Raw genomic sequence first — 21,124 nt, forward strand, 5'->3', positions numbered from 1 at the left:
CGAAGCAGGCAAGAAGAATGCTATTGAGAGTCTATCTCAATATCGCTATGGGCGCCCGACCAGGGGAAAGGGATGAAATGATGAAAAAATTTGCCGTCGCCGGTGTTGCCGGTCTTCTGTCGATCCAGCCGGCTTTGGCAAATGATGAGGCCGCTGCGCCAGCGGAGAAGGCAGGCGAGGTCAGTGATCAGATCATCGTCACTGCCAATGCCGGTACTAAGACCGAAACGCCGCTGGTCGAAATGCCGCAGCCGATCACCGTGATCACTTCGGAGCAATATATCTCACAGGGTGCGATCAGCATCAGCGACACGGTCAAATATGCCGCCGGTGTGCTCGCCAGCCCCTATGGGCGCGATACGCGCGTCGACGGCTTCAGCGTGCGCGGTATCGATGCGCTCCAGTTCCGCGACGGCATGCGCGACATCTTCAGCTATTATGCCAGCATCACGGCGGACCCCTACAACTTCTCCCGCGTGGAGATCGTGCGCGGCCCCGCGTCGGTGCTGTTCGGCCAAGGCTCGATCGGCGGCCTCGTCAACCTTGTTTCCAAGACCCCTGAGTTCAAGACGGGCGGCCAATTGAGCCTGGTATATGGCAGCTACGACCGCAAGGAGGCGATGGGCGATGTCAATATCGCGCTGGCCGACAATCTGGCGATCCGCGCCGTTGGCCGGGTGCGCGACGCCGACACCTATGTCGACCATGTTCCGGACGACCGCGTGCTGTTCGCGCCCTCGATCCGCTGGCAGCCGACGCCTGACACGGATGTCGTCCTGACCGGCCTCTATCAGGAGGACGACACCGGCTCGACCGCGCAGTTCCTGCCGATCGTCGGCAATTTCCGTCCGAATCCCGCGAATCCCTCCGAGCGGCTCGATCCCTACACCTTCGTCGGTAAGCCCGGCTGGGATCGCTACGCCGGCCGTTTACTCCAGGGCGGCGGTTCCATCACCCACAGATTCTCGGACAATATCCGTCTCAGCCTCAAGGCCCGCTATATCGACAGCGACCTTGAGTATAAGACTCACTATGCGGATAGCTACACTTACCCAAGCGATCCCTTCTTGGTGTACGGCACCGACGGCCGCACCATCGGTCTCTATGCCGATGCCAGCGACGCGCGGATGAACGTCTTCTCGACCGACAACAACCTCCAGTTCAACTTCAACACCGGCACCGATATCGAGCACAAGCTGCTCATCGGCCTGGACTATAGCTGGAACAAGGTCGGCAAGCGCGGTATCTTCGGCTTCGAAACCGTCGATCTTTACAACATCGACTATGACGCGCTGCTGACCTACGAGCCGACCGGGCCCTACGCCAATGTCTCGCAGAAGCAGCTGGGCGTGTATGTCCAGGACCAGATCCGCTTCTTTGAGCGCGTCTCGGTCGTTCTGGGCGCGCGCCGCGACCATGTCACCAACTCCGCCGGGCAGAAGGACAATGCCACGACCTTCCGCGCCGGTATCATCGGGGAAATCGGCGCGGGCTTCTCGCCCTTCTTCAGCTATACGGAAAGCTTTCTGCCGGTCGCGGGAAGCCTGACGGGTCCGGGCGGCGTCGTCGGCGATCCCTTCCAGCCCCAGACGGGCACGCAATATGAAGCAGGCGTGAAGTGGCAGCCGACCCCTGCGACGCTTGTCACGGTGACGGCTTTCCACATCAAGGAAAAGAACCGCGTCCTTTACCTGCCGAACAATGTCACGACCCAGTCCGGCGAACTGACCACCAAGGGCATCGAGGTCGAGGCGAGCCATCGCCTGCCCGGCGACTTCGAATTGCTGGTCAATTACGGCTATAACCAGCTGAAGTCGGAGGTGAACAGCAGCCTTGAATATATGCCGCGCCACATCGCGTCGATCTGGTCGACCAAGAGCTTCGGCATGACGGACGGCGCGCAGCTGCGTCTTGGCGCCGGCGTCGTCTATAGCGGCAAGAGCAAGTCGACCGGCGCCCTTGACCCCTATGGCCTCAATCCCGCCATCCCGGCCGGGACCCTCTATACGGTGGTCACCCCGTCCCGCACCACCGTCGACGCCCTGGCGGAGATCAACTGGCAGAGCTGGCGCTTCGCACTCAATGCGACGAACCTGCTGAACAATAAATTCTACGCATCCTGCCTTGCGCGCGGCGACTGCTTCATGGGCGCACCCCGCAATGTGATGGGCACCGTTAGCTATCGCTTCTGATCGACTGGATGTGGCCGGGCGCACAGCCCGGCCAGAAAGTGTGACCCAGCCGAACTCCCCCTCAGCCTTCCCGCCGATCCGGTGCTGAAGGGACGCATGCGCGTCATGTGAAACGTAACCCCAGCAATTGCGAATGATAACAATTACTATTGCATATCATTAGCAATTTGAGATACGGGACTGGCTCGGTCTTGATCGAGGCACATTTGGGGGATCATCAATGGTTCGTTCTTTCCTTCCGGCCTTCAGGTTCGCACTCTTGGCAGCGACTTTCCTCTCCGCCCCCGCCTTCGCGCAGGACGGCGAAGACGCTTCGAAGCAGGAGGCGGGAAGCGAAGCGAAGGACGACACCATCGTCGTCTATGGCAGCGGCATTGACCGGAACAACGCTGCCACCGGGCTTGACCTGACGCCGCGCGAGACACCGCAGTCGCTCACCATCATCACCCGGGAGCAGATCGACGATCAGGCTGCGTCTACAATCGCCGATGTGCTTGAATATACCACCGGCTTGTCCGTGAAGCGGGTGGATCGTGGCCGCAACCTCCTGTCCGCTCGCGGCTTCGACATCACCAATTTCCAGCTCGACGGCCTGCCCTTTGCTACCGGCAATATCGGCCTGGAGGAAAGCAGCACGGTCATCTACGATCGAGTCGAAGTCGTTCGCGGCTCGGTCGGTCTGCTACAGGGCGCGGGTGAGCCTTCGGCATCAATCAACATGGTGCGCCGACAGGCCAACGCCCGCGAATTGACCGGCACGATGACCCTCGAAGCCGGATCCTGGGATCATTTCTCTGCCACCGCTGACATCAGCACGCCATTGACAAGCGACGGGTCGATACGAGCGCGTTTTGCCGCCGAAGTCTATCGTCAGGATGCCTTTGTCGATCTGGAGAGCAGCAAGGGCTTTACGCTTTATGGCGTGATCGGGGCCGACCTGGGGCCGGGGACGCGGCTTCGTGCGGGCGCGAGCTATCAGCGGGATGAGCGCAAAGGCGTGATGTGGGCGCAGCTGCCTTATTGGTATGCCGACGGCTCGGTCGCGAACTGGTCGCGATCAAGGACGACGGGCGCCAAGTGGAACGAATGGGACACGGTCGAAAAGTCCGCCTTTCTGACGATCGAACAGGACCTGGGGGAAAGCTGGCAGTTGAAGGGGGACGTCTCCTATTTCACGCAGAACGAGGATTCCAAGCTGATCTGGCTATGGGGGAACCCGGATCAGGCCACAGGCCTCGGCATGGATGTCTGGCCCTATTGGTATTTGGCCAAGCCTAAACAATGGAACCTCAATCTCCAGCTCAAGGGAAGTTACAGCCTCTTCGGTCGCCAGCATGAACTTGTCGTTGGCGCGATGTATAATCACCTGAAGAATGGTTGGACCAATCGCGATCCTGATCCCGCGTCGGTCGCGCCAGTGGGCAACTTCAACGACTGGGACGGCAGCTATCCCGAACCCGTTTGGGGTGAGCGCTATCGCATGAGCGACTTCGGCACGACGAAGCAGAGTGCGATTTACGGCGTGACGCGATTCCAATTGCTGGACAGTCTCAAACTGATCGTCGGCGGACGCCTGAGCAACTGGATCCGGGACGAGGAACTGGCGCTCTATACGCCCGAAGCGTACAAAATTAAGAAAAAGAAGGTGTTCACGCCTTATGCGGGCCTGATATTCGATTTCAACGATAGCCTATCCGCTTATGCAAGCTATACCAGCATCTTCAATCCACAGACCGCGCGGGATCGCAACGGGCGCTATCTGGATCCGCTGGAAGGCAATAATTACGAAGCGGGCCTGAAGGCGGACCTGATGGGCGGTAAGCTGCGCGCGTCGGCCGCTATCTTCCGCATCGAGCAAAATAATTTCGGGGTTCCTGATACTGAGATCGACCCTGATACAGGGCTTCCCTACGTCGTGCCCGGCACAACAGATATCGCTTTTCGCCCTGCCGATGGCACGGTCTCAAAAGGCTATGAACTCGAAACCCAAGGCGAATTGCTGCCCGGATGGGACCTGAGCATGGGGTGGAGCCATTTCAAGGCGAAGGATGCTGACGGCATTGATGTCCAAGCGCATCAGCCGCGAAAGGTATTCCGTATGGCAACGAAATATGAATTCAGCGGCGCGCTCGACGGCTTCAGCGTTGGCGGCTCGGCTCGCTGGGAAAGCCGCCCGCCCCAAACGGCGGCAAATCCCGCGACCGGCGAAACCGAGCGGGTGGGGCAGAAAGCCTATTGGCTCGTGAACCTGATGGCAGCTTATGATTTGAGCGATCGGGTTTCGCTCCAGGCCAACGTCAACAACATTTTCGACAAGACCTACTACAACACCAATTCTTGGTTTGGTGGATATATCTACGGTGAGCCTCGCAACTTTCGCATGACGTTAAGCTACGGATTTTAAGATCGATGTCCTCGTTGAGCTCATCATCCGTCGGTCAGTCTCGAATCCACCCATTCCGACCGCAGGGCTACCCAGCGCATTCTCCATACCGGTCATTTGGACGGTCGGCTCGAGTGCATGAATGTATGGCTGGTTACGACGGATGAATTTGGCCCTGGGAGCGACTGCTCTGTTGGCGCGTGCTGCTCGGCAGCTTGCCCGTCTCAAACCGGGAGGGTCGCCAATTGTGCGGGCCGCTCGCGTACCAGCGCCGCCGATGGTCAACGATGGGTGGTTTGCAGAAGGTCCGGTTTTGGGCAAGACGACCCTGAAAGCTGACATTACATAGGACGCGACAGTGTGATGGAGATGCAAGTGGCGCGACTGAAACACACCATTAAAAACAGCAGCAGTCAGCCGCAATTTGTGAACTTCGAACTCTCCACACAGCGCTACCGGCTCGAACCGGGGCAACAAATGTATTTCTTTTACGAGTCCGATTTCCCGACACGCGATGGCTCTTTACCCATGCGGGTAACGAACTGATCGCGGTTCCTGAAGATCTGAGGCTGGCATCCATTCGGCCGGAGCATATGCGGAGCTACATCATGATCAATCTGTCGCGCATCATCAGGCCGATCTGGATGCGTTAGCAGATACCATAAACGAAGCGGGCCGGGGGATGCTCCAACATCGTCCCGACCCTCACCACGATCGATCCTGGAGGAACATATGGCTAAGAACCCCCATATCATACAAGCAGATGAACAACAGCCCACACGCGAGATGTACGTTTTCGATGGGGTGCCCCCATGGCGATCCTCCGGCTGCCTGCGGTCAAGGCGAGGACGGGGCTGAGCCGAGCGACCATATACCGCAAGATCCAGAACTCAGAGTTCCCACGGCCGCATCAGTTGAGCCAGCGGGCCGTTGGATGGCTTGAATCCGACGTCGAAACGTGGATTGCCAACTGCCTTGCAGGAGGTACCAATGACCGTTGAGATTGGGGGCATCCTTAGGGGGCATTGATTGCCAAAGGCGTAATAAATATTACGAAATTTCAAGATATTGCGTAGATTTTGATGAATCCCTCCCCTCTCCGCCACTTTTCCTCCTGTTGCAAGACTTTCCCCTTCGGGGTGACCTGTGCCTGCAAATGCTCCGCAACATATCGCTGGTCGGGCGATTGCCAGTCCGATGTCATCATCTGACAGCCAAGAAACTCGATACTAAAGGGATCGATCAGATCCAAAATCGATCGAGAGCATTGCGCGGCGGCCAATCTACCAGGAACAATTCTGCCGGCCATGTTGAAGGGACGATTGCCGAACCTTCAGATCAGGAAATCAGATAGTCAGTCTGGACGTGCCATGGCTTTGGGTAATGTGCCTTTCAAGGCGGCGACAAAACGTTGCACCTTCGGAGAAAGGTGACGTTTGTCAGGATAGACCGACCAGATCGGCTCCTCGGGAGGAGCGAACTCTTCGAGAATGGGCACCAACTGGCCCGATTGAACTGCGTCATTGAGATAGAAATTGGGCAATTGGCAGATGCCCATGCCGTCCCGGGCTGCTTCCAGGACGGCGTAGCCATTGTTGCAGCTCCAGACGGGACGCGGGCGGTATAGTATTTCATCGCCCTTTTCGGAAAAGTGCCACTGCAATGTGATGCCTGTCAGGCAATCGTGCTCGTTCAGGTCAGCGATCTTCTCAGGTGTCCCCATGCGTTCCAGATAGGCCGGGGCGGCACAAGTACGGGACCGTCGCGAAGCAATCTTTGCAGCAATCAGGTCGGAGGATGGAAGATTGCCCGTGCGAACGCCAAGGTCATAACCCTCGGCCACCAGGTCGATCGTGCGGTCCGTCACATCCAGATAAACGGTCAGCTGGCGGTGCTGCTTGGCAAATTGTCGCGCAACCGGAGCGATGAAACGCTCGCCCAGCGCAACGCAGCAGGTGATCCTCAGATCGCCGCGCGGCTCGCCCTGATCACGGATGAGCGCAACGGCCTCGTCTCTTTCCTGTACCAGCCGAATGCAGTGGTCGAGGAAAGTTTGCCCGGTAGGAGACAAGAGCACCCTACGGGTGGTGCGGTGCAGCAGCTGGGCCCCCAGCCGATCCTCCAGCCGGGCGAGGGCGCGGCTCATATGCGTGCGCGACACGCCGAGCGAAGCGGCTCCGGCGATGAAGGAGCCAGTCCGGGCCACGGCCACGAATTCCTCTATCCCTTCCCAACCGTCCATTCGATTCGCACCCTTTTAGAGCCCAATATACTCTGGTCGCTCCACTTAAGTGTAAGGGCGGCTCTATGCTAGGCGGCGTGGACAAATTAGCGATGTTTGGCGAACAGATCTCGCTGGGCTTGGTTGACCGCTCCGCTGTCCGAATCGATTTTCCGCTTTGACTCCGGTCGAGCCCGCTCTCGAGCCAAGGAATGCCCCAGTGTATCCTGGTGCCCAAAGAACACCGCCTGTCATCGAATATGCATCTCCCCCGCCTATCAGGGCTCAATAGAAATTGAAGCATCGGCCAGCCATCAGCCATGGCGCAAATCACGAGAATCGATGCAACACTCCCCTCAACAACCCTCCGTCGTCGAACCCTCCGCTGAGGACATGTCGGCCTTCTGGATGCCTTTCACCGCCAACCGGGCCTACAAGGCACGTCCGCGAATGCTCTCTTCGGCGGACGGCATGTTCTATCAAACGTCGGAGGGACGGACCGTGCTCGACGGCACCGCTGGCTTATGGTGCGTCAACGCGGGCCATAATGCGCCCAGCGTTACCCGCGCCATCCAGGATCAAGCGGCGAAGCTGGATTTCGCACCGACTTTCCAGCTGGGCCATCCGCTTCCCTTCGCGCTCGCCACCCGCCTTGCCGCGCTGATGCCCGCCGGACTCGACCGCATCTTCTTTACCGGTTCCGGAAGCGAATCCGCGGATACCGCGCTCAAGATGGCGATCGCCTATCACCGATCGCGTGGCGACGGATCGCGTGTACGGCTGATCGGCCGTCAACGCGGCTATCATGGCACCAATTTCGGCGGTATGTCGGTCGGTGGCATCGGCGGCAATCGCCGTGCCTTCGTCACACAGGTCGCCGGAGTCGACCATCTCAGCCATACCCATGGCGTGGTGCCGCGCTTCTCCAGGGGGCTCCCGGAATCGAACGTCGATCTCGCGAGCGAACTGGAGGACGTCGTCGCCCTGCATGGAGCGGAAACGATCGCAGCGGTCATCGTGGAGCCCGTCGCGGGCTCCACGGGTGTATTGATCCCCCCTCGCGGCTATCTTGAACGACTGCGAGAGATCACACGCCGTCATGGTATCCTGCTGATTTTCGACGAGGTTATCACGGCCTTTGGTCGTCTCGGCACCGCGACGGCCGCTGAATATTTCGGTGTGACACCCGACATCCTTACCATGGCGAAGGGTTTGACGAACGGCGCCGTGCCCATGGGGGCGGTGGCCGCGAGCCGGGACGTCCATGACACCATTGTCGACAATGCGCCCGACGGGATAGAATTCTTTCACGGCTATACCTATTCGGGCCATCCGCTTGCAGCCGCGGCCGGCCTCGCCTCTCTGGAAACCTATGCCGAATCTCGCCTGTTTGAACGCGCGGCCAGACTCGCTCCCTATTGGGAAGCGGCAATCCATCGCCTTCAAGAGGCGCGGCATGTCATCGACGTTCGCAATCTTGGGCTTATGGCCGGCATCGAACTTTCACCGCGAAAGGACGCAGTGGGCGCGCGCGCGATGGAGGCATTCCACGCCGCCTTCGACAGAGGCGTCCTCATCCGCGTGACCGCCGATATCATCGCGCTTTCACCCCCCTTGATCATCAGCGAAGGACAGATCGACCACATCGTTGAAACGATCGCGCACATCTTGGAAGAGGTCGAATGACGACAATCGCTAAAGCCGAAGCGACGCCCGAAGCTTTAGCACTCGACGGCGAGAACGGCCGCCTTTCCCGAAGTCTGCGACCCCGCCATGTCGAGATGATCGCTATTGGCGGCATCATCGGGGCGGGCCTTTTCGTGGGCAGCAGCACCGCCATCGCTGGCATCGGCCCGGCCGCGATTGTGAGCTATATAGTCGCGGGCGGCATCGTCATGCTGGTCATGCGCATGTTGGCCGAGATGGCCACTGCGGAACCGGGCGTTCAATCCTTCCCCGAGTTCGCGCGGCTTGGCCTGGGCGACTGGGCTGGTTTCATGAGCGGTTGGCTCTACTGGTATTTCTGGGTGGTTGTGGTGGCGATCGAGGCGATCGCGGGCGCGACGATCCTGGCGCAATGGTGGCCTGGCCTCTCGATCTGGCAAATCGCGGCGTTGCTCACCATTGCGCTGGCGGGCACCAATCTTCTTTCCGCACGATCCTATGGCGAGTTCGAATTCTGGCTGTCGGGGCTGAAGATCGCGGCGATCCTCGTCTTCATCCTTGTCGGACTTGCCTATGTGACTGGTGTGTTCGGGACCAATGCCGGCCTTGGCAACTGGACGGCGCATGGCGGCTTTTCCCCCAAAGGGCCTTTCGCTCCGCTCGCCGGGGTCACCAGCGTGATCTTCGCCTTGGTCGGGGCGGAGATCGCAACCATTGCGGCGGCAGAATCGGACGCAGGCCCACGCGTTATCGCCCGGATGACCTTCACGGTCGCGATCCGAATCCTGCTGTTTTACGTGGTTTCGATCGCGTTGATCGTCGCTGTGGTTCCCTGGAACGAGATCCTGCCCGGCCAATCGCCCTTTGCCGCCGCCATAGCCAGGATGGGGATTCCCGGGGGCGCCATGATCATGCAGGCGGTCGTGCTCATCGCCGTACTGTCGTGCCTCAATTCCGGTCTGTATGTAACCTCTCGGGTCCTCCATTCCCTCGCTCTGCGCGGCGATGCACCGGCGGCGCTTCGGGTGGTCAGTGGTCCTGGCGTGCCGCGTCGCGCAATCATATTCGGCACGATCTTCAGCCTTGCCGCGCTGGCGGTTGCCATCGTCTCCCCCGACACGGCTTTCGCATTTCTGGTCAACGCGTCCGGGGCGATCATGCTGGTCCTGTATCTGCTGATCGCCTCTGCGCAATTGCGCCTGCGCATGAAGATGGAACGGGAAGCCCGGCGCCCCGTCTTAAGCATGTGGCTCCATCCGTGGGGCAGCATCGCGACGATTGGCGCGATCGCCGCTGTTCTGATCACGATGGCGATCGATCCGGACCTCCAAAGCCAGTTCCAGGCCAGCTCCGCAGCGGTCGCTATCGTACTGATCGGGTGGGCGGCACGGCGATCCAATCTTCTCACATAATTTCAAACCTCGAAACTTCGCCGCCTCTCCAGCGACTGGGTTCCCACGGCGCGGCAGCGATGTGAACCCTCCCTTCGACCGGCATCGTATGATGGTGACCGGCGCCGCCTTGTCGCCAATCGTCGTGCGCACCGTCTGGCCCGTATTTCTCATTCTCCAGGGTCGAATTCGCATCCGAATCCTGCGGGAAGATCAACGGTGTACATCCGCTCAGGGAAACCTTCCTACCCCGCCGCGAGGCAGGACAATGATATCGACGCCGTGATTTTGATGACAAGTCAAACGTCTGCCACTAGGATGCTCTCGACAGGCCCTTGTCGATCAAGGCCGAACATGGAAGTGGAAGCGTGACCAAAATCAATACCGCTAAGGTACGCGGAACGAACCCGTCGCCGGAATCCGGGGTATCCGATCCGATCAAGCTGTCAGGCTGGGTGCTGCCGGGAATGGATTACCCAACTTATCGTCTCTCGCTTGTCGGCAAGGCGATGAACCGCATCACGGTCCGCAAGCTCTCGGCGGCCAACGATCTGACCTATGCCGAATGGCGCGTGTTGAGCCGATTGGCGACGACTACCGGCGGGGCGACGATACGACAGCTCGCGGATATGTCGTGGGCCGACCGCGCGGAAGTAAGCCGGGCCGCCAGTCAGCTCGAGGGACGAAGCCTCGTCGAGCGCCGCGACAATCCTGAGGATCGCCGCATGCCGATCCTGTCGCTGACCAAGGCGGGTCGCCGCAAGTATGAGGCGCTGGTCGGTGAGCGTACCGCGTTCCACGAGGCGTTGATGAGTGATCTGACTGACAACGAGCGAGTTACCCTGGACCGCATTCTCGGCAAGATCGCGCTCCGGTTGGAATCGATGAAATGATCTTCGGCTAAAAGCCGGGAGGTGCAGCGAGGGAGAAGCGCCGGCCCTCGTTGCCGAACCTACCGGCGTAACTTTCCGCCACCTCGTTCCACGATCGATCGTTTTCCCAGCATCGGTCATGCTCGCCGTTCGCGCACATGTGCGAGCGGCATTTCAGATCGGGTAGTGGCCGGGCTGGGTTTCGATCGTGATCCACCGCAATTCGGTGAAGGCGTCGATGCCGGCGCGACCGCCGAAGTGGCCGTAGCCCGAGGCCTTGACCCCGCCGAACGGCATCTGCGCCTCGTCGTGCACGGTAGGTCCATTGATGTGGCAGATGCCCGACTTGATCAGCTTGGCGACGCGAAGTCCGCGCGCCGTGTCCCGCGTGAACACCGCCGCCGACAGCCCATATTCGGTATCGTTTGCGAGCTCGACTGCATGTGCCTCGTCGCGTGCGCGGATCACTCCCACCACGGGTCCGAAGCTCTCCTCTCGGAACAGCCTCATTTCGGGCGTCACTCTGTCGATGACGTGCGCCGGCATCAGCACCCCGTTCGCCTCGCCGCCGACGAGCTGCTCTGCGCCGTTCGCAATCGCGTCGTTGACGAGCTCGCGTACCCAATCGACCGTCTTCTGGTCCACCACGGCGCCAAGCGGGGTCTTCCCCCCGCGCGGGTCTCCGACCGGCATGCTCTCCACCTTTTCCTTGAATCGGCGGTTGAACTCGTCGGCCACGGCGTCCAGGACGATGATGCGCTCGGTCGACATGCAGATCTGGCCCTGGTTCATGAACGCGCCGAACGCGGCAGCCTTCACCGCCTCGTCAAGGTCGGCATCGTCCAGAACGATCAGCGGCGCCTTGCCGCCCAACTCCAGCAATGCGGGCTTCAGATGCTCGGCCGCGCGCCTGGCGATGATTTTGCCAACGTGGGGTCGAGCCGGTGAAGTTGATGCGCTTCACCTCCGGATGATCGATCAGCGCGCCTACGATTTCCGCGGCGTCGGCAGGGGCGTTGGTGACAATGGAAATCGCTCCCTCGGGCAACGCCTCGTTGAACGCCTCGCCGATCAGCGCGTGCGTGCGCGGGCACTGCTCGCTGGCCTTCAACACCACCGTGTTGCCACATGCCAGCGGCGTCGCGACGGCGCGCACGCCAAGGATGATCGGCGCGTTCCACGGCGCGATGCCGAGCAGCACGCCCACCGGCTCGCGCAGCGCCATTGCGATGCAGCCCGGCCTGTCGGAAGGGATCACCTCGCCCGCGACCTGCGTGGTGAGCGCGGCGGCCTCCCGGATCATGCTGGCGGAAAGCATCAGGTTGAAGCGCGCCCAGCCTTCGGTCGCGCCGATCTCGCCCATCATCGCGTCGATGAACTGGTCGGTCCGCGCCTCCAGCGCGATCGCCGCCTTCATCAGCGCTGCGCGTCGGGCGTTCGGTCCCAGGGCCGACCATGCGGGGAATGCCGCTGCCGCTGCTGCTACGGCGGCTTGGGCGTCCTCGACACTCGCGGCCTTGACGGTCGTCGCCACCTCGCCGGTGAGGGGGTTGCGGCGTTCGAACACCGCGTCGCGCGGTGCTGACGGTTGGGTCTCCATGATCTATCCTCTAAAGCGTGTGACTTGACGCGATCAGGTCTCGCACCCTTGGTTCGGCCATCTGGCGGACCGTCGTCATCATGTTCGACAATCCCTGCGCGTCGTCGCGCCTCTTCCATTGTCCACATGAGACGCGTGGGTCGCCGCCAGCCTCACTGAAATGCGCTCAGCTCGGAAGGGGAGCGACCCCCCCCAGCTTACTGCGATATCTTCGCTAACCCGAGTATCTCCCGCGCCTCTTCGGGGGAGGCTATCTCCCGTTGGAGTTCGTTGGCGATCCTCACCGTGCGGGCTACCAGCTCCTCGTTGCGGGCTAGGCGACCGCGGCTGTAGTAATTATTGTCCTCCAGACCGACCCGGACGTGTCCGCCCAGGAGCATCGCCTGAGTGGTTGCGGGAAGCTGCGCTGGTCCGATCGCCGACACGCAGAAGATCGATTGCGGCGGCAGCATGCTCACCATCACCGTAAGAATGTCGTGACTATAGGGCATCGCGCCCTGGAAGCCGTGGTCCGCTCCCAGGACCATGTTGATGTAATAAGGGGGTTTGTCATACCCCTTCTGGATCAGGCGGGTGACATCCTGCAGAATGTGGCTCGGACCGAACACCTCCCATTCGGGCTTGATGCCACGCTCCACCATCCGCTTGACGAGGGTTTCGCACCGCGATGGCGGCGTGACGACGAGAATTTCCCTGCCGCCGTGGACGTCCACGAACGTCATTCCGTCGAAGGTCGCCATCTCGGCGCCCGCCTCGCAGCCTTTCAGCCGTTCCTCGAAGTTCGATTCGAACAGGCCGTCCTCGCGGGCGACGAGCATGTCGCCGCTGGAGCCGCCACCCGTCGAGTTATTGATGATGATGTCGCATTTGGCGCGAATCCGTTCGTTGATGTCGCGGTAGATGTCTGCATTGCAGGTGGCCCCATCGTCCGGCCGCCGCGCGTGGAGCGCCGCGATCGTCGCGCCTTCCTTGTAAGACTTGTAGACCGAATCGGCGATCTCGGCCGGCTGCGTTGGCAGATTGGGGTTCTGTGCTTTGGAAGCCATGCCACCCGTCGGTGCCACGGTGACAATCAACTTCGAGCTGGCCATTCGATATCCTTCCGATTCAACGATCAAGCATGACACTGGCTGGGCCTTTGCGACGTGCCCACAGCTTTCGGGAAGCTGCCCGCCGGCTGGCGACCGCTTCCTGCAACGGCCCGGTCCGTGCGCCCAGTCTTCAAACACATTGATGAATCAACGATAGCGTTCAGAAAGGACTCGTGCAAGCAGATCGAACATCGCGGTGAAGAGGCTGGGGGTTCATGCCTGTTCAAGGCGGTGCGGTGCCGGGAACGGGCTGTCCCTGCACCCGAAGATGAGCGCCGATGTGCTAAGGGGCACCGGGGCCGACCAACTGTTCGCCGTGGCAGCTTGCACAGTTTTGGCTGTAGGATGCGGCGCCGGCGACGAGCTGTGGGGCCATCGAGCCTGAGACCTGAGGCGCCGCCGCTGCTATCGGCTGCTGCGCCCACGCGAAGCCCGCCCCCGCCAGGAGCGCCACGGATGCCGCAGCTGCGATGATCATTGTCGCACCGCCCAACAGCCGTCCATGACCACTCTGCTGCACCATAGTATCGCTCCTAAGTTCTCCAGCCAGGATGCTGTGGGCACATCCTTGGCTATTCGCCTCCAAGAGGCGCCCTTCCCGCTAAATGCGACCTGAAGTGGAACCGCAATGTCGATGCCGCCGGAGCCTCAGGGCAGAAGGATGCGGTATATGATCAGGACGCCAGGAACTCAAGATACTTCATGACTCATCATGGATTTCTGTGCTGGAGCGTTCCGAACCGGCGCTCCGATGGACTGGCGAGCGTTGCGGGAACCTGTCCTCTATATGCTCTGGGCCACAGTTGGAAGGGCAGCTATAAACTAGGCGAGTGCAAAAGTCGTTGCACTGCTCGTATCATTGATCTATCAACTATTTGGCAAGGAGAGGCAAGGCCGATCTCACTTGCTGCGCGATGCCGTTGTCGACTGTCGGGCGCTGCTCGTGGCGGCGTGCTGATTGACCGCTTGAAAGGGGGCAGGGCATGGAAGGTAGTGGGCGCCGGGAGGTGAATCTCGCCGCGGTGCTGGACAACCAGCCCTTCGGCCGGACACAGATTTCCGTCCTTATCCTCGTCGTCGCGGCGATGTTCGTCGATGGATACGACATCTTCATGCTCGGGAAGATAGCTCCGGCCGTCGCAGAGGGTGTAGGTGTGAAACCCGCTGCCATGACGATCGTCTTCCTCCTGCAGCAAATCGGACTCACGGTCGGCTCTTTCGTTGTCAGCCCGCTGGCTGATCGCTTCGGAAGGAAGCGTGCTCTCGTCTGGTCGCTGCTCGTCTTTGGCCTCATCACGCTTGCGACGTCCCTGGCGCACAACATTATGCAGATCGCCGTGCTCAGGGGCCTGGCCGGCATTTCTCTCGCCGGTACCGTGCCGATGGGGGCTGCCCTCATTTCCGAGTTCGCGCCTCGACGGCTGCGGAGCACAGTGATTGGGGTCGCGATGGTGGGCTACTCGGCTGGCAACGCGGCCGGCGCCGGAGCGGCGTTCCTGATTCCGGTCTACGGTTGGCAGGCTGCCTTCTGGGTGGGCGGAGCGCTTCCGCTCCTGCTCACTCCGCTGATGGCTGTTTTCCTGGTTGACTCCGCCGTCGCCCAGCCTCGTCGAACAGGCGCGGGAAGTGATCTGAAACGGTTGGTGCGGCGCATCGATCCCAGACTGGATCTGAGCGGTGACGAGCGGTTCGTGCTGCCGGAACGGCTGCCCCGCGAGAGGTCCGGCGTCTTCGAAATCTTCCGGGGCGGCCGGGCACGTGCGACCACGATCATCTGGATCTGCTGCTTCTTCAGCATGGGCAACATCGCCCTGCTCTACGCTTGGCTGCCGTCCTTTTTCCGCGAGATGGCGGGGGTGTCGCTGCAGCGTTTCGCAGTTGTGGCTGCTATCGGCTTCTTCGGAGGCGTCATGGGCACGCTGAGCGTCGGCCGCCTCATGGACTGGTTCGGTGCGGGCCGCCTCATACCGCTATTCTACGGTGCTCTGGCGGTGTCGATTTTCGCCATCGGACAGGTGCCATTCGACAGCCCGTTTTTCGTGCTCGTGCTGGTTGTCTGGAGCTTCTTCTCCGCCGGGGGACAGTCCGGACTGAACATGCTCATGGCCCAGATATATCCGCCCGAGATGAAGAGCACCGGGATCGGCTGGGCCGGAGGGGTCGGACGGATCGGCGGCATTGTCGCGCCCCTGCTGGGCGGCGCCGCGCTCACCTACAACTGGTCGCTCCCGATGACCATGACCACGATTTCCATACCCCCGCTCATCGTCGCGATGCTGTTCCTGTTCATGCGCGGCACGCCGCAGGCTGTAGCTGACGTCGCACGGCCAGCAGGTCTGCATTGAGCGAGCGAGCGGCGGTCCATCATTTCAGCAACAAGGGACGATAATGGCCTATCCTGAACTTTGCATGATCATCGACGGCGAGCGGATTCCCGTCGGCCATCGTCGCACGCACACTGTCATCAATCCCGCGACGCTGGAGCGACTGGGCGAACTGCCCCTGGCGGACGCCGCCGACCTGGACCGGGCACTTGACGCTGCGGCGCGTGGCTTCGCGACATGGCGGAAGTCGACGCCGGAGCAGCGCGCCGCGGTTCTGCTGGGCGCCGCTTCGATCATGGCCGCGCGGGCCGAAGACATCGCGCGGGTCGCGACGGCCGAGCAGGGCAAGACTCTGGCCGAAGCCAGAACCGAAGTAGCGATGAACGTGAACCTGTTCCGGTTTTACGCGGGCGAGTGTCACCGGCTTTACGGGCGTTCGCTCGTGCGGCCAGCGGGCTCACGTTCGATCGTGACGAAGGAGCCCATTGGCCCCGTAGTCGCGTTTAGCCCATGGAATTTTCCCATCAACAATCCGGGGCGCAAGCTGGGCGCGCCTATTGCTGCGGGCTGCTCGGTGATCCTCAAGTCGGCGGAGGAGGCGCCGGCGTCGGCAATCCTCGTGCTGGAGTCGCTGCTCGAAGCCGGACTGCCAAAGGACGTTGCGCAGGCAGTATTCGGCATCCCGGACGAGGTGTCACGCCATCTTCTGGCATCGCCTATTGTGCGCAAGCTCTCCTTCACCGGATCAACTCAGGTTGGAAAGCATCTCCTCAAGCTTGCGGCTGATGATTTCAAGCGGACCACCATGGAACTCGGCGGCCACGGCGCGGTGCTCGTGTTCAAGGACGCGAAGGTGGAGAAGGTGCTGGACACGGTGGTCGCCCACAAGTTCCGCAACGCCGGCCAGGTGTGCGTCGCACCGACGCGCTTCATTATCGAGGACGCCATTTACGACGAGTTCGTCGACGGCTTCGCCGGTCGCGCCGCCGCACTGAAGGTCGGCAACGGCGCCGATTCCGACAGCCAGATGGGTCCGATGGCGAACGCGCGCCGGCTGGACGCCATGGACCAGTTGATCGGTGACGCCAAGGCGCGTGGCGCCCAGGTTCGGGCCGGCGGGGAGCGGATCGGAAATCGGGGCTTCTTCTTCCAACCGACCGTCATCACGGATGTTCCGCTGGACGCCGACATCATGAACACGGAGCCCTTCGGACCTGTAGCCATCTGCAACGCCTACGGGTCGGAGGACGAGATGGTCGCGGAGGCCAATCGGCTACCCTATGGGCTGGCCGCCTATCTGTGGACCGACGACGCCAATCGGCAGCGCCGGCTGTCGCGTGAGATTGAGACCGGCATGCTGGGCATCAACACCAGCAAGATCGGCGGGGCGGATGCCCCGTTTGGCGGCGTCAAATGGTCGGGCCACGGCCATGAGGACGGCCTGGAAGGCGTTGACGCCTGCCTCGTCACGAAGGCCATCCACGAGGAGTAGTCCGGCGCACGGGCTAAATCAATGATTGGCCAATTGAGAATCGTTCGACGTTCAGAAAAACGCAGGATTCTTCAGTAGGCACTTTGCACGCCGCGCAGGGCGAGGGCGGCTTCCATGTCGCTCCAACCGAACTGCTCCAGGCCCTGCGCCGGATCTGCGACGAGCACGGTATCCTCCTCATCTCCGACGAGGTCCAGTCGGGTTTCGCCCGTACGGGCAGGATGTTCGGCATCGAGCACAGCCACGTCGAACCCGACCTCGTCTGCGTGGCCAAGTCGCTCGCCGGCGGTTTCCCGCTGGCGGGGGTGATCGGTCGCGCCGAGATCATGGACGCGCTGGATCCGGGCGGACTCGGCGGGACCTATGGCGGGTCGCCGGTGAGCTGCGCGGCGGCGCTCGCCGTGCTTGACGTAATCGAGGAGGAAGGGCTCAACGCCCGTGCGGAGATCATCGGAGCGGCACTGCGGAAGCGCATCGAGGGATATCGCGACGCCGGGCTGCCGGTCGCGAACCTCCGTGGCCTTGGCGCGATGATCGGCTTCGACGTGCTGGGAACAGACGGCGTGCCCGACGGCACCGCTGCCAAGGCGGTCTGCGCGGCGGCGCTTGAGGAGAGCTTGATCGTCCTGTCTTGCGGAGCGAAGGGGGAGACGATCCGGATCCTGGTGCCGCTCACCGCTTCGGACGCGATAATTGGGGAAGGGCTCGATATCATCGAGCGCGCGCTGAGAGCGGTGGCTGGTTTCGGGCTCTGACCTGGCGCGGCGGATCGGCAAGTCGCCTGCCGATCCGAGAGCGCTTGACCCGCGATCCTCGAAGTGTAATGTCGTTGACTAAACAATGATGTCGCGCTGAATCGCGTCGCCACATTTGGCGGCCCTGCGGTGCCGCCGAATATATCATCATCATCTCGACGAGGCACGGTATGAAATTCCCGGACACGCCCAATTTCACCGGCTTCTTCGCCCCTTCCGGCGTCGAGGCCGAAGTGCGCAACCTCCCGGTGGTCGCGGGTGTCATTCCGGCGGACCTCGACGGCAGCTTCTACCGCGTCGCGCCCGATCCGCAGTACCCGCCACTCGCCGGAAACGACATCTGGTTCAACGGCGACGGCATGGTCACGCGGTTCCGCTTCAAGGATGGCGAGGTCTCCCTGCAGCAACGCTGGGCGCGCACCGACAAGTTCCGACTGGAACGCGAAGCCGGGCACGCGCTTTTCGGCGCCTATCGCAATCCACTGACCGACGACGGGAGTGTGAAGGGCCAGGTGCGCGGGACGGCGAATACCAATGTGGTCGTCCATGCCGGCAAGCTGCTCGCGCTCAAGGAGGACAGTCCGCCGGTGTGGATGGACCCGGAGACGCTGGACACGATCGACCCCAAATACACCTTCGGGGGCCGGATGACGTCGGAGACCTTCACCGCGCATCCGAAGATCGATGCGCGCACCGGCGAGATGCTTGCCTTCGGTTACGCCGCGAAGGGGCTGTGCACACGCGACATGGTATTCTACGTGATCAGCCCGGAAGGGGAGATCACGCGCGAAGTTTGGTTCGAGATACCCTATTACTGCATGATGCACGACTTCGGCATCACCGAGGATTATGTTGTTTTCCACGTCGTGCCGATCGTTGGCTCCTGGGAACGGCTTGAGGCGGGCCTGCCGCATTTCGGCTTCGATCGCGGCCGCCCCGTTCACCTCGGCGTCCTGCCACGGAACGGTGGCGCCGAGGACATCCGCTGGTTCTCGGCGCCAACCTGCTTCGCCAGCCACGTCATGAACGCGCACAATGAAGGCACCACGGTGCATTTCGACGTGCCGATGGCGAGCGGCAATATGTTCCCGTTCTTTCCGGACACCGACGGCGAGCCGTTCGACCCGGTCGCCGCGGCGGCGCGGATGACCCGCTGGACCGTTGATCTGCGTTCCAACAGCGAAGACATCCAGATGACTCCCCTGGCGGAGCTGACGGGGGAGTTCCCCCGCATCGACGATCGCTTCGCGGGATTGAAGAACCGCTACGGCTGGCAACTCGCGCAGGATTTGTCGAAGCCGATCGATCTGCCGGGCGGTCGGAGCGCGGCCGGCTTCATGATGAACACGCTTGGCCGGATCGACCTGGAGACGGGCGAGACGGACACATTCTGGGTCGGCCCGACCTCGTCCCTCCAGGAGCCCGCCTTCGTCCCGCGTCCGGGATCGACCGAGGAGGGGGACGGTTATCTCATCTGCATCGAGAACCGGATGGCGGAGAACGGATCGCGCCTGCTGCTGCTCGATGCGCTCAACCTGTCGCAAGGTCCGGTCGCTTCGATCGCCCTGCCGTTCCGCCTGCGTCAGGGTCTGCACGGCAACTGGGTGCCGGGTCAGACCCCAGGCGCAGCCTGATCGTACCGAACAACCGTTGAACCGAGGACGTGATGAAAAGCTTCAGCGAAAATGATCTGCTCCGCGAGGCCTGCCTGATCGACGGGACTTGGATTGAGGCCGGAGGCGACGGGATCGCCGTCGACGACCCCGCGACGGGCGAGATCGTCGGCCGTGTGCCGAAGCTCGGCGCGGCGGAGACCGAGGCGGCGATCGCCGCGGCCGACCGGGCCATGCCGGCGTGGGCAGCGCGCACCGCCAAGGATCGGGCGCAGGTTCTGCGTGCATGGTTCGACCTCATCATGGCGCACCAGGACGTGCTCGCGCGCATCCTCACGCGCGAACAGGGCAAACCGCTCGCGGAGGCGAAGGGCGAGATTGCCTATGCCGCCAGCTTCATCGAGTGGTTCGCCGAGGAGGCGAAGCGGATCTATGGCGAAGTCGTGCCTGGACATATGCCTGACAAGCGCATCGTCGTGCTAAAGCAGCCGATCGGCGTCGTCGCGGCGATCACGCCGTGGAACTTCCCGGCCGCGATGATCACCCGCAAGTTGGCGCCGGCACTGGCGGCGGGTTGCACGACGGTGCTGAAGCCGGCGAGCCAGACGCCCTTCACCGCCCTCGCGCTCGCCGTTTTGGCCGAGGAGGCAGGCGTGCCCGCCGGCGTGATCAACGTGGTCACCGGCGGTGCGGCCGCGATTGGCGGAGCGCTGACCGCGAGCCCGGTGGTTCGGAAGCTGACGTTCACGGGATCTACCGAGATCGGCGCCAAGCTCTACGAACAGAGCGCGCCGACGATCAAGAAATTGTCGCTGGAACTCGGCGGGAACGCGCCGTTCATCGTGTTCGACGATGCCGATCTGGACGCCGCCGTCGCGGGAGCGATCGCGTCGAAGTACCGCAACGCCGGACAGACATGCGTATGCGCCAACCGCCTCTATGTGCAAGCGGGCATCCATGACCGTTTCGTAGAGGCGCTTGCGAAGGCGGTGAACGGACTGGTCGTTGGAAATGGACTGGATCAGGCGACCACGATTGGCCCGCTGATCGACGAGGCTGCTGTCGCCAAGGCCCAGCAGCATGTCGATGACGCCGTCGCCAAGGGCGCTCGCATCGTCACCGGCGGCAAGGCTCATCCCTTGGGCGGTCGCTATTTCCAGCCGACCATAATCGAGGGCGTCAAGGCCGGCATGCTCGTCCTGAACGAGGAGACTTTCGGCCCCGTCGCACCTATTATCCGGTTCGAGGACGAGTCCGACGCCATCGCCAAAGCCAATGCGACCGAGTTCGGCCTTGCCGCCTACTTCTATGCGCGCGACATGGGCCGTGCGTGGCGCGTGGCGGAGGCGCTGGAGAGCGGCATAGTCGGCATCAACACGGGCCTCATATCCACCGAAGTGGCGCCGTTCGGCGGCGTGAAGGCCTCTGGCCTCGGACGGGAGGGATCCCGTCACGGCATCGACGATTATTTGGAGATCAAATATCTTTGCATCGGTATCGCTTGAGCCTGGAACGACCTGCGGAT

General features: G+C 61.9%; 14 protein-coding genes and 1 pseudogene. 12 read left to right on the forward strand and 3 right to left on the reverse strand.

Annotated features, from left to right (window positions below; genetic code table 11):
• Positions 1-80: 80 nt before the first annotated feature.
• The 4 genes from MRBLSP13_RS21420 to MRBLSP13_RS21435 all read left to right on the forward strand — a co-directional run bounded on the left by MRBLSP13_RS21420 (position 81) and on the right by MRBLSP13_RS21435 (position 5,576).
• Entirely contained in the window at positions 81-2,192 is a 2,112-nt protein-coding gene (locus MRBLSP13_RS21420; protein WP_414714737.1) for a TonB-dependent siderophore receptor, read from the forward strand.
• Between the two features lie 220 nt (positions 2,193-2,412).
• Positions 2,413-4,596, forward strand: a complete 2,184-nt coding sequence (locus MRBLSP13_RS21425; RefSeq protein ID WP_363756547.1) for a TonB-dependent siderophore receptor — start codon at positions 2,413-2,415, stop codon at positions 4,594-4,596.
• A 342-nt stretch (positions 4,597-4,938) separates the two neighbouring features.
• Positions 4,939-5,121, forward strand: a complete 183-nt coding sequence (locus tag MRBLSP13_RS21430; RefSeq protein ID WP_363739594.1) for a hypothetical protein — start codon at positions 4,939-4,941, stop codon at positions 5,119-5,121.
• Positions 5,122-5,387: 266 nt separating this feature from the next.
• Positions 5,388-5,576 (forward strand): helix-turn-helix transcriptional regulator, encoded by a 189-nt coding sequence (locus MRBLSP13_RS21435; protein WP_363756549.1) that lies wholly within the window; start codon positions 5,388-5,390, stop codon positions 5,574-5,576.
• Positions 5,577-5,929: 353 nt separating this feature from the next.
• Here MRBLSP13_RS21435 and MRBLSP13_RS21440 read toward each other — a convergent pair whose 3' ends face one another.
• Positions 5,930-6,817 carry a LysR family transcriptional regulator gene (locus tag MRBLSP13_RS21440; RefSeq protein WP_363739592.1) on the reverse strand — a complete coding sequence of 296 codons (888 nt, stop codon included), beginning with the start codon at positions 6,815-6,817 and terminating at the stop codon, positions 5,930-5,932.
• A gap of 321 nt (positions 6,818-7,138) precedes the next feature.
• Here MRBLSP13_RS21440 and MRBLSP13_RS21445 point away from each other — a divergent pair, with 321 nt between their 5' ends.
• The 3 genes from MRBLSP13_RS21445 to MRBLSP13_RS21455 all read left to right on the forward strand — a co-directional run bounded on the left by MRBLSP13_RS21445 (position 7,139) and on the right by MRBLSP13_RS21455 (position 10,745).
• On the forward strand, positions 7,139-8,482 hold the full coding sequence (locus tag MRBLSP13_RS21445) for an aspartate aminotransferase family protein (protein WP_363739590.1): 1,344 nt from the start codon (positions 7,139-7,141) through the stop codon (positions 8,480-8,482).
• Positions 8,479-9,873, forward strand: coding sequence for an amino acid permease (locus tag MRBLSP13_RS21450; RefSeq protein WP_363739588.1), 1,395 nt, complete (start codon positions 8,479-8,481; stop codon positions 9,871-9,873). Before MRBLSP13_RS21445 ends, MRBLSP13_RS21450 begins: the two co-directional genes overlap by 4 nt.
• Before the next feature lie 314 nt (positions 9,874-10,187).
• Positions 10,188-10,745 carry a MarR family winged helix-turn-helix transcriptional regulator gene (locus tag MRBLSP13_RS21455; RefSeq protein WP_363756551.1) on the forward strand — a complete coding sequence of 186 codons (558 nt, stop codon included), beginning with the start codon at positions 10,188-10,190 and terminating at the stop codon, positions 10,743-10,745.
• A gap of 153 nt (positions 10,746-10,898) precedes the next feature.
• Here the strand turns inward: MRBLSP13_RS21455 and MRBLSP13_RS21460 are convergent.
• Together MRBLSP13_RS21460 and MRBLSP13_RS21465 are read right to left on the reverse strand one after the other, a co-directional pair.
• Positions 10,899-12,324: pseudogene (locus MRBLSP13_RS21460) on the reverse strand (aldehyde dehydrogenase).
• 197 nt (positions 12,325-12,521) lie between these two features.
• Positions 12,522-13,415, reverse strand: coding sequence for a 3-keto-5-aminohexanoate cleavage protein (locus MRBLSP13_RS21465; RefSeq protein WP_363739586.1), 894 nt, complete (start codon positions 13,413-13,415; stop codon positions 12,522-12,524).
• A 983-nt stretch (positions 13,416-14,398) separates the two neighbouring features.
• Here MRBLSP13_RS21465 and MRBLSP13_RS21470 point away from each other — a divergent pair.
• From MRBLSP13_RS21470 to MRBLSP13_RS21490, 5 genes are all read left to right on the forward strand, one after another.
• Positions 14,399-15,760 (forward strand): MFS transporter, encoded by a 1,362-nt coding sequence (locus tag MRBLSP13_RS21470; RefSeq protein WP_363739584.1) that lies wholly within the window; start codon positions 14,399-14,401, stop codon positions 15,758-15,760.
• 43 nt (positions 15,761-15,803) lie between these two features.
• On the forward strand, positions 15,804-17,231 hold the full coding sequence (locus tag MRBLSP13_RS21475) for an NAD-dependent succinate-semialdehyde dehydrogenase (protein WP_363739582.1): 1,428 nt from the start codon (positions 15,804-15,806) through the stop codon (positions 17,229-17,231).
• A gap of 83 nt (positions 17,232-17,314) precedes the next feature.
• Complete coding sequence (locus MRBLSP13_RS21480) at positions 17,315-17,986, forward strand: aminotransferase class III-fold pyridoxal phosphate-dependent enzyme (protein ID WP_363739581.1); 672 nt, start codon at positions 17,315-17,317, stop codon at positions 17,984-17,986.
• A 170-nt stretch (positions 17,987-18,156) separates the two neighbouring features.
• Positions 18,157-19,620: a carotenoid oxygenase family protein gene (locus MRBLSP13_RS21485; RefSeq protein WP_363739579.1), complete on the forward strand. Its 1,464-nt coding sequence runs from the start codon at positions 18,157-18,159 to the stop codon at positions 19,618-19,620.
• Between the two features lie 32 nt (positions 19,621-19,652).
• Positions 19,653-21,104: an NAD-dependent succinate-semialdehyde dehydrogenase gene (locus MRBLSP13_RS21490; protein WP_363739577.1), complete on the forward strand. Its 1,452-nt coding sequence runs from the start codon at positions 19,653-19,655 to the stop codon at positions 21,102-21,104.
• Positions 21,105-21,124: the final 20 nt, after the last annotated feature.

The organism is Sphingobium sp. LSP13-1-1.1 (assembly GCF_040676415.1).
In the GTDB taxonomy this organism is placed as follows: domain Bacteria; phylum Pseudomonadota; class Alphaproteobacteria; order Sphingomonadales; family Sphingomonadaceae; genus Sphingobium.